This window comes from Variovorax sp. 3319, from assembly GCF_031456585.1.
GTDB classification, from domain to species: domain Bacteria; phylum Pseudomonadota; class Gammaproteobacteria; order Burkholderiales; family Burkholderiaceae_C; genus Variovorax; species Variovorax paradoxus_P.
Genome location: NZ_JAVDUZ010000012.1, coordinates 86,130 through 100,980 on the forward strand (window position 1 = coordinate 86,130; position 14,851 = coordinate 100,980).

A 14,851-nucleotide genomic window follows, 5' to 3' on the forward strand; every position below is an offset into this window, starting at 1 on the left:
CTATTGGACAGGAACTACCGCTGGAGCGTTGCTCTCGATTGGTGCAGCGGCTTCGTTGGCCATTCGGCTCAGCATGAGCGCGGCCTGCAGGGGATACAGCGTGCGCGCATCTCCTTCTGCCTTGTTGCTCACGATGGTGCCGGTTGATGGACTCATGCTGGCCGTGCGCACTGCATCGAGCCGGTGTACTGGCACCATGAATGGGGAGTGCGTGGTGTAGATGACCTGGTTGCCGAAGTCGCGCTCGAAGTGCTCGAGCAAGTCGGCCTGGGAACGTGCATGCAGATGCAGGCCCGGCTCGTCCAGCAGCAGGACGGCGTCGCCTGCGCGCCCGCCCTTGGTATCCGCAAAGAAGGTGATGTAGAACGAGAAGAACCACTGGAAGCCGCGGCTGCGCTCGTCGAGGTTCACCTCCACCTCGTAGGTCTCGTCGGGGTCGGACACCATCGTGTCCATGCACGGCCCGTCGAGGTTGAAGCGCACCTTGAGCTCCCGGTCCTTCCACAGCCTGCGGATCTCCGACGTGACGACTGCCCCTGCGCGGTTGACGAGCTGGTTGCGCGTGGCCAGGTCGTTCTTGTCCAGCAGGTCTTGCAGTTGCTGCGGGTCGAGCCCGGCCACCTTGCAGAGCTTCTCGAAGCTCTGCTGCTCTGGGGCGGCCTGGCCCCAGCCCTTGCGCACCAGGTAGTCGGCAATGTTCTGGCGGCCAGGCAGCGCCGGGTACTCGTCCACGTAGATGAAGCGGGGCAGCTTCTCGAGTACCCACTGCTTTGCCTTCGCCAGCGCCGGCGTGTCGTTGGCAATTGCGCGGGCCATGTCCTCTAGCTCGGCCAGCATCTGCTCCTGCTTGTCGCTGAGCTCGGCATCCGCAGCAGCCAGCGCCTTGCGCAGGATTTGCAACGCCTTCACTGCGTCTTCCGACCACCGGATGTAGTCGGGGCTCAGGATCATTGCGGCGTCGAAGGCGTCGGCCTCCTGCTCCAGTGCTGCCTTGGCGGGCTCGGGCAGCTTCTCGGCTGCGGCCTTCACGGCGGGCACGATCTTGCGGACTTTTCCTTTGATGTCCGACACGTCGAGCGACAGCTCCGCCAAACCTTCGAGTCCCGTCCAGCGCGCAGTGCCGTAGCCGCGGCCCGCGGTGACGTGGCGCACGTTGGCCGCGCGCGGAAGCATCTCCGTCAGCTCGGCCCGCTCGCTCTCGTCGAGGGCCCAGCGTGTTGCGACAACCGGTGTGTCGGGCTGGCACTCTTCAAGGCGACGATGCCGCGGAAAATCCTTGATGGGGCTGAGTTCGGCAATGCCTTCGGCAGGGTTCAGGCTGTGCAGCGCGCGCAGCAGGTTCGACTTGCCGCTGTCGTTGCGGCCAAGAATTGCCGTGAGCTGGGTGGTATCGATGGAGCCGCTGTCGTTGATCGAGCGAAAGTTGGTGATCTGGAATGACGCCAAGCGCATGTAGGTGGGTTCTCATCGAATGAAATGCAGGGCCGGGGAATGTATTGCATTCCCAGGCCCTTGCCGCCCGCGCCTGAAGAAAAAATCTGTCTGTTACTCGGCCGCGCGCCGCAGCGTGTCCACCACCGGCCTGCGCAGCACATCGCGCAAGCCCCACCATCCGGCGGCCAGCGCCAGCACTGCGCCCGCGAGTGCGCCAGCCACCGGCACCACGGGCGACGCGGTCCATGTGAAGTCGAATACGTAGCGCGCCAGCCCCCAGCCGATGACCGATGCCACGATGCTCGCCAGAAAGCCCGCGAGCAGGCCTACGCCCGCCAGCTCGGCCCGTTGCACCTGGCGCAGCAGGCTGGCACGCGCGCCCACCGCGCGCATTACCGCGAACTCGCGCGCACGCTCTTCGCGGGTAGCGGTAACCGCGGCAAACAGCACCACCAGGCCTGCCGCAAGCGTGAAGCCGAAGAGGAACTCCACCGCGCGAATCACCTGGTCGAGCACGCGCTGCACCTGGTTGATGGTGGCGCTCATGTCCACGTTGGTCACGTTGGGGTAGCTGCGCACCAGCGCGTTGTCGAAGCCGCGCGTTTCGGGCGCGCGGAAGGCGCCCATGTAGGTCACCGGCACATCGCGCAATTCGGCCACGGTGTACATCACGAAGAAGTTCGCATGCATCGAACCCCAGTCGACCTTGCGCAGCGAAGTGATGCGCGCATCGTTCTGCATGCCGCCTATGTCGAAGCGCAGCACGTCGCCCAGCTTGAGGCCGAGCGTTTCTGCAAGGCCTTCTTCCACGCTGACCTCGCCGGGCGCGTCGGGCTTCCACGCACCCGCCACGATGCTGTTGTGCGCCGGTGCTTCCACGCTGTTGCTGAGGTTGAACTCGCGGTCGACCAGGCGCTTGGCGCGGTCTTCGGCGTAGTCATCGGGCGACACGGGCTTGTCGTTGATGGCCACCAGCCGGCCGCGGATCATGGGATACCAGTCGAACTTTTTCACGCCGGCATCGCGCAGCGATTTCTGGAACGCCGTGCTCTGATCGGGCATGACGTTGATGACGAAGCGGTTCGGCGCATCGGGCGGCGTGGCCTTGCGCCAGCTCGCGACCAGGTCGGTACGCAGCAGCACCAGCAGCACCAGCGCAAGCAGGCCGACCGCCAGCGCGCTCACCTGCACCACCGCATAGGCAGGGCGCGCCGAGATCTGGCGCGTGGCCAGCACCAGCCAGCGCGGCGCGGTGGTCTCGTTGACGCTGCGGCGCAGCACCTTCACGGCGAGCCAACTCAGCAGCGCAAACACGGCAACCGCGCCGGCAAAGCCGCCGACAGCGATCAGCCCCAGCTTCAGGTCGCTGCTGGCCGCGATGAGCAAGGCCGCAAAGCCGGCCACGCCAATGCCCAGCACCGCGAGCGATGCGGGCTTGAGCCCGCCGACGTCGCGCCGGATCACCCGCAGCGGCGGCACCTTGGCCAGCTGCAGAACCGGCGGTAACCCAAACGCGAAAAGCAGCGTGAGCCCCATGCCCAGGCCGAAAGCCACGGGCCACAAGGTAGCTGCCGGCAGCGCCGTTTCGACCAGGCCCGCAAGCAGCACCACGAACACGTAGTGCACGGCAAAGCCGATTGCCACGCCGAGGCTGCTGGCCACAATGCCGACGACCGCGAACTCGAACGAGTAAGCCATGGCAATGGTGCGCTGGCTCTGGCCGAGCACGCGCAGCATGGCGCAGTCGTCCAGATGGTTGGCAGCAAAGCCGCGCGCGGCCAGCGCCACGGCCACGGCCGACAGGAGCGCCGCAAGCAGCGCGACGAGGCTCAGGAATTTTTCGGCACGGTCCAGTGTCTGGCGCATTTCGGGGCGGCCGCCTTCGAAGGAATCGAGCCGCACGCCGCGCATTTCGCCCTTCTTGATGGTGGCCTCCGCCCAGTCGGAAAAGCGCTTGACGTCGGCATCGGCGCCCGCCACTGCGTAGCGGTAGCCGACACGGCTCGCGGGCTGCACGAGGCCGGTGCGCGGCACGTCGGCCTGGTTGAGCATGACGCGCGGCGAAAAGCTCATGAAGCCCGCCCCACGGTCTGGCTCGAGCGTGATCACGCGCCCGATGCGCAGGCTGGTGTCGCCAAGAAGAAGCATGTCTCCCACCTTGAGCGCGAGCGAGTCGAGCAGCGATGCATCGACCCAGACCTCCCCCGCCGGGGGAATGTCGCGCGTGGTGTTGCCGGGCGCATCGGCGGCGTTCGCTGTTTGCAGACTGCCGCGAAGCGGGTATCCCGCCGTCACCGCCTTCAGCGCTACCAGCTTGCTGGCGCCGCCCTGGGCATCGTCGGCCCGCGCCATGGTGGGAAAGCCGTAGGTGCCCGTGCCCTGCAAACCGAATGCGCGCGCCTGGGCAATGAAGGCCTCGGGCGTGGGGTTGTCGCTCACTACCACGGCGTCGCCGCCAAGCAGTTGCCGGGCGTCGCGCTGCAAGCCTCCCTGCAATCGATCGGCAAAGAAGCCGACGGCCGTGAGTGCGGCCACAGCCAGCAGCACGGCAACGATCAAGAGGCGCAGTTCACCGGCGCGCAGATCGCGCCAGAGGGTGCGCCAGCCAAGGCGGAGGGAGGCATTCATGGGCGAGACGATAGCCGACGCGGGCGCATCGGCGCCTTTCAGGGGCTTACCGCGAGTAGGGGAACAGCCCTTAGGCCGGATTGCGGCGCGCGAGTTCCGGCTGCAGCACCAGGCGGTCGACGCCCGCATAACAGACGAAGTGCCGGTTGGTGGCGCGGCCAATGGCGCACAGGCCGACGCGCGTGGCCACCTCATGGCCCATTTGCGTGATGCCGCTGCGCGAGACCACGATGGGCACGCCCATCTGCGCCGACTTGATCACCATCTCGCTCGTGAGCCGCCCCGTCGTGTAGAAAACGCGGTCGCCCGCCAGTGCGCCTGCCGGCTGCATGGCGCACCAGCCCGCAATGGTGTCGATGGCGTTGTGGCGGCCTACGTCTTCGACGAAGCAATGCATCGTGGCCTCGGTGCCGCCCGGCTCGAGCGTGAACAGCGCACAGCCATGCACCGAACCGGCCGATTTGTAGGTGCTCTCCTGGAGCCGGATGGCGTTGACCAGCGCATAGAGCTGCGCCTGCGTCATGCGGGTGGGCGGCAACTGGAGCTTGTCGATGTCGGCCATCAGGTCGCCGAACACGCTGCCCTGGCCGCAGCCGGTGGTCACCACCTTCTTTGCGGTGCGCTCCTCGATGCGATCGATGCCGGCGTGCGTCTTGACCGCCGCGGCGCCTACCTCCCAATCGACCGTGACCGACTCGACGTCGCTGGCCGATTCGATGAGGCGCTGGTTCAGCAGGTACCCGAGCACCAGCAGTTCGGGCTGGGCGCCGAGCGTCATCAGCGTGACCAGCTCGCGTCGGTCCACATACACCGTGAGATCGCGCTCGGCGGGAATGGAAACAGTGCCGCAGGCGCCATGTTCATCGACAACCTCGACTTCGCGCGTGAGCGCGGCACGGGCCTCGGTGAGACGTGGCAGAGGCAACAACGGCAGGTGCGTCGTCACTGCGCCTTGGGCGTGGGATTGACGGCTGCGGCCGGCTGATTGGTGCTGGGCGGCGATGCTGCCGTAGTGGCTGGCGAATGCGCACCCGAAGCCTCCAGCGGCTTGGCGTCTGCCGGCGGCGTGAAGGCAAAGGGGCCCGGGTCGGCACAAGGCGGCGTTGCTGCGGCCGTGGGCACCGGCTTGCCCGACGACGCCGCGCTGGCCCGGTATGCGGCGGCCACGCGGTCCTGCGCCAGGCAGAGCTTGTAGGCATCGACCTTGCCGCTCCACGCGGTCTTGGCGGCGGTTTCGGCCGCCTTGATCTTGGCCTCGGGGGTGTCGGGGGGCGGCGGCAGTTTGGCCCATGCCATGGGCGCGGCCAGCGCGAGCACCAGTGCGGAAAGATTCAACGGCAGAGACAGCTTCTTCATGAGGACGTTCCTTCGGCGGGCCTTGGCGACCGCACTGCGACAGGTGCCGACGCGTCGGCCAGGGCCGAGCGCTGTGCGGGGATCTTGCCCGCGGCGATGTCGTCGTACCAGAGTTCGTGGTGTTCCTTGGCCCAGGTCTCGTCGACATAGCCGGTGCGCATGGCCTTGTAGGCGCCGGTCATGCCGAGCGTGCCGATGTAGATGTGGCCCATGATCATTGCCACCATCAGCAGCGTGGCAATGGCGTGGATCATGTGCGCCACCTGCATTTCGCCGCGGGTGTAGACGAAGCCCGGCAGCAGCTTGTCGAGAAAGAGCCCCGAGCCGATGACGAAGAGCCCCAGAAACAGCACGCCGCCCCAGAAGACCAGCTTTTCGCCGGCATTGAAGCGGTGCGAAGGCACTTCCTTGCCGCCGAAGAGGCCGCCGAAGCGCGCGAGCCATTTCAGGTCCATGGCGCGCGGAATGTTGTCGCGGATGAAGGTGAACACCATGAACACCGTCGTCACCACGAACAGCGGGCCGACAAAGTTGTGGACATTCTTGAGCGCGTAGGCAATCCAGCCGAACAGCGCGGCGCCCATCCACGGCATGAGGAAGAACTTGCCGAATGCCATCACGATGCCCGAGACGGCGAGCGTGACGAACGCAATGGCGTTCGACCAGTGTGTGGCCCGCTCGAACGGTGTGAAGCGTTCGATCTTGCGGCCTGTCTCCTGCCCGTGCAGGCGAATGGGCCCGCGCGTGAAATAGAAGATGGCCAGCGCCAGCAGCGTAACGAACAGCAGCGCGGCGCCGTAGGGAATGATCCAGTCGTTGCGCACCTGGCGCCAGGCTTCGCCGGCGTTGGTGAAACGCGAGCCGGGGTACTGCACGAACGGCTGGATCAGGTTACCCGCCTCGGGCGCCTCGCTTTTCGGCAGGCTGCTGTAGCCGGTAGCGCCCTGCCCCACCTGCCGCCACATGGGCGCGTTGTTGCCGGGCTGCACCTTCATGCGCTCGCCGTTGGTCTGGTTCAGGTAGTTGGGGTCGGCGCTCGCTTCGGGCTTTACCTCGAAGATGTTCTGGCTGCGGATGCCCCCCGCTGCGGGCGCGGGGGCGGCGGCTGCAGCAGGTGCCGGGGGTGCAGCCGTCGTTCCAGGCGCGGCCGGCGGCTGCGCCTGTGCAAATGCCGAACCCAGCGCGGCGGAAAGAACGAGAGCGGTCAGCGCTTGCTTCATGGGCTCTCCGTTCAGTTCTCTTTGTTGTATTCGTTCTGCCCGTTTTGCGCGCGGGTCTTCAGCTGCTGCTGCCAGGCGGTCTTGTCGCCCACCTTCCAGTCCGGCGCGGTGAACACCGTGCCGGCGTTCTCCTTGGTGCCGGTGCCGCTCCAGGGCACGGCGTCGTGCTTCACGCCCTGCGCATTGGTCTGCGGCTTTTCGCCGCAGGCCGCCAGGCAGGTTGCGGCCAGCGCAACACCCATGATGGCGAGGCCCGGCCGCTTCACTTTTGCACCCCGTTCGCCGGGGGCGTGCCTGCCTGCTGCGAGCCGTAGGCGGTGCCCCAGCCCCACACTTCGGCGCCCTTGCCGCGCTGGACGACGCGGGTGCGGAAGATGTCGGCCACCACGTCGCCGTCGCCGGCCAGCAAGGCCTTGGTCGAGCACATCTCGGCGCAGGCCGGGAGCTTGCCTTCGGCCAGCCGGTTGCGGCCGTACTTTTCAAATTCGGCTTCGGAGCCATTGGCCTCGGGGCCGCCGGCGCAGAAGGTGCACTTGTCCATCTTGCCGCGCACGCCGAAGGTGCCTTGCGATGGGAACTGCGGTGCGCCGAACGGGCAGGCATACGAGCAATAGCCGCAGCCGATGCACACGTCCTTGTCGTGCAGCACCACGCCTTCTTCGGTGCGGTAGAAGCATTGCACCGGGCACACGGCCATGCAGGGTGCATCGGAGCAATGCATGCAGGCGACCGAGATCGACTTTTCGCCCGGCACACCGTCGTTCAGCGTGACCACGCGGCGGCGGTTAACGCCCCACGGCACTTCGTTTTCGTTCTTGCAGGCAGTGACGCAGCCGTTGCATTCGATGCAGCGTTCCGAGTCACACACAAATTTCATTCGAGCCATGGTGCTTCCTTATGCCTTTTCCACATTGCAGACCGTGGTCTTGGTCTCTTGCATCATGGTCACGCTGTCGTAACCGTAAGTCGTGCCGGTGTTGATGGCCTCGCCGCGTACCACCGGGGCGGCGCCCGCCGGGTAGTAGCCGAGCATGTCGACGCCCTGCCAGCGGCCCGAGAAGTGGAACGGCATGAAGACCGTGTCAGGCCCCACGCGCTCGGTGACGAGGGCCTGCACATTGAGCTTTGCGCCGGTGGGCGTGTGCACCCAGGCGCGCTCGCCGTTGCGGATGCCCTTTTCTGCCGCGACCTTCGGGTTGATCTCGATGAACATCTCCTGCTGCAGTTCGGCAAGCCAGGGGTTCGAGCGGGTTTCCTCGCCGCCGCCCTCGTACTCGACCAGGCGGCCGGAGGTCATGATGTACGGGAATTTCTCGTGCACCTTGTCGGCGATGTTCTTCTGCTGCACGGTCTTGTAGAGCGTGGGCAGGCGCCAGAAGGCCATCTTGTCGTCGTGCGTCGGGTACTTGGCCATGAGGTCGGGCCGGTTGCCGTACAGCGGCTCGCGGTGCTGCGGAATCGCATCCGGAAAGTTCCAGACCACTGCGCGGGCCTTGGCGTTGCCGAACGGATGGCAGCCGTGGTTCTTCATGAACACGCGGATCATGCCGCCCGAGCTGTCGGTCTTCCAGTTCTTGCCCTCGGCCTTCGGCTTCTCGGCCTCGGTGAGTTCGTCCCACCAGCCCAGCTTCTTGAGCAGCACGTGGTCGAGCTCGGGGTAGCCGGTGGTGATGTCGGCACCCACCGAATGGGAGCCGTCTTCGGCCAGCAGGTTCTTGCCGTCGCGCTCCACGCCGAAGTTTGCGCGGAAGTTGCCGCCGCCTTCCATCACGTGCTTGGACGTGTCGTAGAGGTTGGGCGAACCCGGGTGCTTGAGCTCGGGCGTGCCGTAGCAGGGCCACGGCAGGCCGAAGTAGTCGCCGGTGAGGTCGTAGCCGTTGACCTTGTCCTTCACGCCGGCCTTCACCTTGAGCGTGCGCACGTCGAACGCACCCATGTTGCGCATGTGCGCCTGCAGGCGCTCGGGGCTCTGGCCGGTGTAGCCGACTGCCCAGCAGGTCTTGTTGATTTCGCGCAGGATGTCGTCGGGCACGGGCTCGTCCATGCCCTTGACCTTCTGCATCTTGTAGTTCTTGCTCAGTTCCTTGCCAAAGCCGAGGCGGTCGGCGAACTGCTGCATGATCATGTGGTCGCTGCGGCTCTCCCACAGCGGCTCGATCACCTTCTCGCGCCACTGGATCGAGCGGTTCGATGCGGTGACGGAACCGCTGGTTTCGAACTGCGTGCACGCGGGCAGCAGGTAGACGGCGCGGTTGGGGTTGAGGTCTTCCGGGCGGCCGGGCATGGCGGCCATGGCGGCCGTTGCCGACGGGTACGGATCGACCACCACCAGCAGGTCGAGCTTGTCCATGGCGCGCTTCATCTCGAGACCGCGGGTCTGCGAGTTGGGCGCGTGGCCCCAATAGAACACGCCGCGCAGGTTGGAGTCCTGGTCGATCAGCTCGTTCTTCTCGAGCACGCCGTCGATCCAGCGCGACACGGTGATGCCCGGCTTGGTCATCATTGCGGCCGATGCGAAGCGGCCCTTGATCCAGTCGTAGTCGACGCCCCAGGTGGCGGCAAAGTGCCTCCACGAGCCTTCGACGATGCCGTAGTAGCCCGGCAGCGAGTCGGGGTTGGGGCCCACGTCGGTGGCGCCCTGCACGTTGTCGTGGCCGCGGAAGATGTTGGTGCCGCCGCCCGACTTGCCCACGTTGCCGAGCGCAAGCTGCAGGATGCACGATGCGCGCACGATCGCGTTGCCGATGGTGTGCTGCGTCTGGCCCATGCACCACACGACGGTGCCGGGGCGGTTTTCATTCAGCCAGGTGGCAACCTTGAGCACCTGCGCCTCTTTCACGCCGCAGGCCTCCTCGACCTTGTCCGGCGTCCACTTGGCCAGCACTTCCTCGCGCACTTTTTCCATGCCGAAGACGCGGTCGTTGATGTACTTCTTGTCTTCCCAGCCGTTCTTGAAGATGTGGTGCAGGATGCCGAAGAGAAAGGCGATGTCCGAGCCCGAGCGGATGCGCACGTACTCGTCGGCCTTGGCCGCCGTGCGCGTGAAGCGCGGGTCGACCACGATCATCTTGCAGCCATGCTCCTTGGCATGGAGCATGTGCAGCATGCTGACGGGGTGTGCCTCGGCCGCGTTGGAGCCGATGTACATGGCCACCTTGGCGCCGCGCATGTCGTTGTACGAATTGGTCATGGCGCCGTAGCCCCATGTGTTCGCAACGCCGGCAACGGTGGTCGAGTGGCAGATGCGCGCCTGGTGGTCGCAGTTGTTGCTGCCCCAGAAGCTCACGAACTTGCGCAGCAGGTAAGACTGTTCGTTGCTGTGCTTGGACGAACCGATCCAGTAGACCGAATCGGGCCCGCTGGCCTGGCGCAGGTCTTTCAGCCTTGCGGTGATCTCGGTGAGCGCGGTGTCCCAGCTGATGCGCTCATACTTGCCGTTGACCAGCTTCATCGGATAGCGCAGGCGGTACTCGCCGTGGCCGTGCTCCCGCAGCGCAGCGCCCTTGGCGCAGTGCGCGCCCAGGTTGATGGGCGAATCGAACACCGGTTCCTGGCGCACCCACACGCCGTTTTCCACCACGGCGTCGGAGGCGCAGCCTACCGAGCAGTGGGAGCACACGGTGCGCTTGATTTCAACCTTGCCGGCGCCTACCGCGGTGGGCCGCGCATCGCCGGCCGCCTCGGCCTTGCGCATCAGCGTGAGCTGCCCCGCGGCCAGCCCCACGCCGACGCCAAGCCCCGAACGGCGCAAGAAGGCGCGCCGGTCCATGGTGGGCAGTGCGCCCGAGAGGCCGCGGCGCAGGCTGTGAATGAACGCAGAAGACTCGCGTTCCCCTTGCCGCGACGTGCTGGTCGCGGCGGTCGTTTTCTTGGTCAGCAACATCGTGGGTGTCCGCCTCAGGCCGAAGCGGTCTTGTAGTAGTGCTTGACGTGCTCGCTGAGCGAATAGCCGCCGCCTTTTTCAGGCGCGGGCTTCAGCTCGGGAGCGGCAGCTTCGACGGCTGCAGGGGCATCGGCCACCTTGGGAAGCACCGCGACTGCGGCGACCGCGGCACCTGCCGTGGCAGCGCCAAAAAAGAAACCTCGACGCGAGGCCGGCTTGATGCCGGCTGCTTGGCTGTCCTGCATGTGATCTCCAGGAGTGGCTGTGGGCAAATCAGATGTGAACTGATAGTTGTACATCTGGATACTAGTCTAGACCCTAACTTCTAACAATCGTATTTCTACGGAGCGAAGAAGCTCAGTCGAGCATGTCGAAACCCTGCACTTCGACCTCGGCAAAGGCGCGGGTAAAACTGGCGAGAGAAGCATATAAATTCGCCTTTGGATGTTGGGCAACCGCGTCGCACAAAGTGGGCAGCCACGATTGCAGGTGCGCCGCAAAGAATGCCTGCTGCTGCGCCAGGTTGGACACCGCCGCATCGTCGCCCGCAATCAGGTAGCGCATCACTTCGAACAGGCACGCGACGTGGTCTTCGCTTTCAGGCACGGCTTCGTCCCGCGCAAGCCCGAGCCGCGCCAGGTCGGTGCGCAATTGCGCCAGCGGCTTGTCGTTGAGAAAGCCGCTCAGGTAGTGCGATCCGAACAGGTAGACCTCGGGCTTGCCCATGCCGCCGAAGAGCGCGTCGTATTCGGCATGCACCGCGGCCGCATCGGTACCCCGCGCCGTGCCGACCAGCTGGCGCCAGGGTTCCTCGAGAAAGGCACCGGCCGCCGGCGCCTCGGTGGGCGCCACGCTGAAGGCACCGAGCAACTCGGCGTCGGGGGCGGCATACCAGAGGCGCGCAAGCAGGCCATAGATCTCGGCTCGCGCAATCTCCTCGTCGAGCGCGGAGGTCATCGGAGGAAACTGGCTCATAGCTGCGTAATCTTCATTTCGTTCTGCGCGCTGTACAGGTCGATCACCCGGCAGTCGCTGCACATCTTGAGCCGCTCGAGCGCCTCGCCCTGGAACATGGCGTGGCCCGCCAGCTTTCCGAGCATTGCCTCGATGGCCTTCTGCGTGCCGAAGGGCTTGCTGCAGCGGATGCAGGCCCAGGGCTTGGCCTCGTTCAGCACCACGGGCTGCTTGCGCTCCGGCGCGGCCAGGAGGCGCGGCACGAGCGCAATCGCGTTCTCGGGGCAAGTGGTTTCGCACAGGCCGCACTGCACGCAGTTCTTTTCGATGAAGCGCAGCTGCGGCGCGTTCTGGTTGTCTTGCAGCGCGCTGGCGGGGCAGGCGCTCACGCAGGCTAGGCAGAGCGTGCAGGTGTCCTTGTTGACGGTGATCGCGCCGAAAGGAGAGCCGGCGGGCAGCGGGATTTCAAGCGCCGGGGCAAGGGATGCAGCCGCATCGCTCGCCCGCGCCGCTAGCACCGGCGCCTCGGCCATCAGGTGGTCGAGCGTCATCTCCAGTGTGCCGCGCTTCTCTCCGCCAACGGCGAAGCGTGCCGCGGCGGCCGGCACGCGTTGCCGCGTGGCGCGCAGCCCGTACAGCGCCGCATCGAGCGCGGCCGGGGTGGCGGCCTCGATCAGGTGGAAATGCGTTCCGGTGTAGCCCAGGCCCGTGAGCAGTGCCTGCGCAACACCCATCTGCTTTTTCAGCGCGTCGAGATATTGCGGCGCTTCTTCGCCGGTGGAGAGCACCGCCACTTGCGAGGCACCGAAGGCAACGGCGCTGAGCCAGAGGTCGATGCCGGTGCTTGCAACGTGCATCAGCGCCACGGGCAGCACATGCGCGGGCACGCCGGCCAGGCCGTTGCGCTTGCCGCGGCCAAGTTGCGCGGCGCGGCCCAGTTGTTCGACGAGCGCCTGCCCGCCCTCTTCGTTGTGCAGCAGCACCGCGGCTTCGCGGCCGCCGGCGCCGGTGTAGGTGGAAAGCAGCGTGCGCAGCTTGCGGCCCTGGTCGGGCGTGCGCGGATAGGTGTAGCCCAGCGCGCCGGTCGGGCACACGGTGGTGCAGGCGCCGCAGCCCACGCAAAGCTGCGGATTGACGACGATGCGCTGGCGTTCCTTGTCGCTGGAGATGGCATGCGCCGAACACACCTCGACACAGGCGTTGCAGCCCACCACCTCGTTGCGGCTGTGGGCGCAGAGCTTCTGCTTGTAATCGAAGAACTTGGGCTTCTCGAACTCGCCCACCATTTCGCGAAGGCGCAGCAGGGTCGAAAGACCTTCGGCATGTGCCAGGCCACCCGCCAGATGGAAATACCCCTGCGGCGGCGCGTGCCAGTCGATCAACGCATTCGCGCCCAGGTCGAGCACCAGGTCGAAATCGGCGTCGAGCGCCTCGGGCGCGCGGCTGAAGTTGATGGCACCGGCCACGGTGCAGGCTTTTTCGCAGTCGCGGTGCGAGCCGCATTTCGCCAGGTCGATCTGGTAGTCGAGCCCGATCGCCTGATCTGGGCAGGCGCCCAGGCAGGCGTTGCAGCGCGTGCACAGGTCAAGGTCGATAGGGTTGTCGCGCGTCCACCGCAGCGAGAACTTGCCGAGCCAGCCGGTGAGCGATGCGATGCGCCCGGCCATCACCGGCCAGCGGCGCTCCTGCGCGCCGCCGGTGGTGCCCGGGCCGGTGGAAAAAATCGAGACCTGCAGCGAATCCGACACCAGCGCCGCGGCCTTCTCGGCCTGGTCGAGCGGGCCGACGATGAGCAGCCGTCCCTGGCTCACGTAGCTCACGGTCGAAACCGGCTCGGGTTCCGGCAGGTGGGCCAATGCCAGGAGCGCGGCAATCTTGGGGCTGGCGCTCGTGGCGTCACGGCTCCAGCCGCCGGTTTCGCGGATGTTCACGAAGCGGATCGGCGACGTTGCGCCTTCGGTCTGCGCCGCAAGCTCGGTAAACAGCCTGCGCTCTTGCGTGCAGGCAACCACCACGTCGTCGCCAGAGCGGATGGCACGCTGAAAAGCGGGCGCCTCGCGGCGGCACAGCGTGGAGTGAAGGGGCAGCGACTCAGCCAGCGCCGCGCCGAGCGTCTTCGGCTCGAGCGGCATCGTCTGGTTGCAGTCGCAGATCAGCGTTGTGGTCATCGGTCTTCTGGCTTGCGGGCTGCGCGTCGGCAACCTGCTGGCTGGGGAGGGCATCTCCCGGGTGCACTGACTGTGCCACGTCGGCAGGCGCAGCGTCTTGCGGGGTTTCCGCTGATTTTCCGGCAGTTTCCTGCGCGTTCTTTTCTTCGTCTTCGTCGTCGAACAGCTTGAGGAACTTGGCGCTTGCCATCTGGCGCAACACGTTGCCCGGAATCGGCGTCGACTGGGAATAGTCGTCTATATAAGTGTCCATGCCGTCCATCACATTGAATTGCGGGTCGGCAAAGAGCTTCTTGAATGCAGTGTTTTTTACCTCGGGCGCCACGTTCTTGCCGACGAAGGGGCGAAAGTCGGATTCGGGCGTGAGCGCCTGGGCATCGGCCAGCGTGGGCGGAGCAATTGCCTCCTGCCCTTCCGCGGGCAAGCCGGCCGTCGGATGCTCGGCCGCGGGCAGGGGCGCCGCGGTTTCGACTTGGGCGGCATGGCTCGCGTGCGCATCGGCCGGCTTTGCGGCCTCTTGCGCAACAGCCGGGGCCGGCGCCTCTTGGCGGGCCTCCTTCTTGCGCCGCGACCACCGGTCGAAGAAATTCTCAGACATCGCCCGCTCCGCGTCCGCGCTTCTTCTCGGTCGACACGCTTGCGGCATTGCCGAAGCGGTCGACCAGCGGGCGAAAGCTCTCGGGCCGCTTGCGGCGCTTGGGCTCGATGACGTAGTGCGCCTGCACAAAATCGCGCATCCACTCGATCACCTCTTCGGGCGCGGGCACCTGCTCCACGGTTTCCTGAGCGTCCAGCCACCGGCCGGCCTCGTTGTAGCTGAGGCTCACCACCACCGGCCGGGCCAACGGCTCGTCGGCGACGGTGGGCTCTTCTTCCATGCGCCACAGCACAAACCAGCAGGGCGCGGGCGTAGTGGCGTTCAGGTGATAGCCCTCCGCGTCGTCGCGGAACAGTTCGGTCTTGAAGCCCGGGTGCAGCCAGCGCTGCACACTTTCGGTCGCTTCGAGCAGGCGCGGCTCGGTGCCGAAACCCGGCTGGTCGGGGCCGACGCTTTCAAGAATCCAGCGCCAGGATTGCCAGCGGTTGTCGATGCGCTCGCGGCGCATCACGACGGCAACGTCAATGGAAGGATTCATGCGGCAATCGTAGCGCCGCGGCATGGCGCATCCGGTTTGAGGGTCATCCGCGCTGGCCCGCCGGCCCTGCCC

General features: G+C 66.3%; 13 protein-coding genes. All 13 read right to left on the reverse strand.

Features of this window, described 5'->3' with window-relative positions:
- On the reverse strand, positions 1-1,452 hold the full coding sequence (locus tag J2X67_RS22845) for an AAA family ATPase (RefSeq protein ID WP_309956782.1): 1,452 nt from the start codon (positions 1,450-1,452) through the stop codon (positions 1-3).
- Between the two features lie 93 nt (positions 1,453-1,545).
- Positions 1,546-4,062: an FtsX-like permease family protein gene (locus J2X67_RS22850; protein WP_309956784.1), complete on the reverse strand. Its 2,517-nt coding sequence runs from the start codon at positions 4,060-4,062 to the stop codon at positions 1,546-1,548.
- 70 nt (positions 4,063-4,132) lie between these two features.
- Positions 4,133-5,008 carry a formate dehydrogenase accessory sulfurtransferase FdhD gene (locus J2X67_RS22855; RefSeq protein ID WP_309956786.1) on the reverse strand — a complete coding sequence of 292 codons (876 nt, stop codon included), beginning with the start codon at positions 5,006-5,008 and terminating at the stop codon, positions 4,133-4,135.
- Positions 5,005-5,418: a hypothetical protein gene (locus J2X67_RS22860; protein ID WP_309956789.1), complete on the reverse strand. Its 414-nt coding sequence runs from the start codon at positions 5,416-5,418 to the stop codon at positions 5,005-5,007. Before J2X67_RS22860 ends, J2X67_RS22855 begins: the two co-directional genes overlap by 4 nt.
- Positions 5,415-6,638: a formate dehydrogenase subunit gamma gene (locus J2X67_RS22865; RefSeq protein ID WP_309956792.1), complete on the reverse strand. Its 1,224-nt coding sequence runs from the start codon at positions 6,636-6,638 to the stop codon at positions 5,415-5,417. Before J2X67_RS22865 ends, J2X67_RS22860 begins: the two co-directional genes overlap by 4 nt.
- A gap of 11 nt (positions 6,639-6,649) precedes the next feature.
- Positions 6,650-6,904: a hypothetical protein gene (locus J2X67_RS22870; RefSeq protein ID WP_309956793.1), complete on the reverse strand. Its 255-nt coding sequence runs from the start codon at positions 6,902-6,904 to the stop codon at positions 6,650-6,652.
- Entirely contained in the window at positions 6,901-7,524 is a 624-nt protein-coding gene (gene fdh3B, locus J2X67_RS22875; protein WP_309956795.1) for a formate dehydrogenase FDH3 subunit beta, read from the reverse strand. The genes J2X67_RS22870 and fdh3B overlap by 4 nt, the downstream gene beginning before the upstream one ends.
- A gap of 9 nt (positions 7,525-7,533) precedes the next feature.
- Positions 7,534-10,521 (reverse strand): formate dehydrogenase subunit alpha, encoded by a 2,988-nt coding sequence (locus J2X67_RS22880; RefSeq protein WP_309956797.1) that lies wholly within the window; start codon positions 10,519-10,521, stop codon positions 7,534-7,536.
- Positions 10,522-10,535: 14 nt separating this feature from the next.
- Positions 10,536-10,766 carry a formate dehydrogenase gene (locus J2X67_RS22885; protein WP_309956799.1) on the reverse strand — a complete coding sequence of 77 codons (231 nt, stop codon included), beginning with the start codon at positions 10,764-10,766 and terminating at the stop codon, positions 10,536-10,538.
- 112 nt (positions 10,767-10,878) lie between these two features.
- Positions 10,879-11,496, reverse strand: a complete 618-nt coding sequence (locus J2X67_RS22890; protein ID WP_309956801.1) for a molecular chaperone TorD family protein — start codon at positions 11,494-11,496, stop codon at positions 10,879-10,881.
- Positions 11,493-13,643 (reverse strand): 4Fe-4S dicluster domain-containing protein, encoded by a 2,151-nt coding sequence (locus J2X67_RS22895; protein WP_309956802.1) that lies wholly within the window; start codon positions 13,641-13,643, stop codon positions 11,493-11,495. The genes J2X67_RS22890 and J2X67_RS22895 overlap by 4 nt, the downstream gene beginning before the upstream one ends.
- Entirely contained in the window at positions 13,567-14,241 is a 675-nt protein-coding gene (locus J2X67_RS22900; protein WP_309956804.1) for a DUF3306 domain-containing protein, read from the reverse strand. Before J2X67_RS22900 ends, J2X67_RS22895 begins: the two co-directional genes overlap by 77 nt.
- Positions 14,234-14,803: a DUF3305 domain-containing protein gene (locus J2X67_RS22905; RefSeq protein ID WP_309956806.1), complete on the reverse strand. Its 570-nt coding sequence runs from the start codon at positions 14,801-14,803 to the stop codon at positions 14,234-14,236. Before J2X67_RS22905 ends, J2X67_RS22900 begins: the two co-directional genes overlap by 8 nt.
- Between the last annotated feature and the right edge of the window lie 48 nt (positions 14,804-14,851).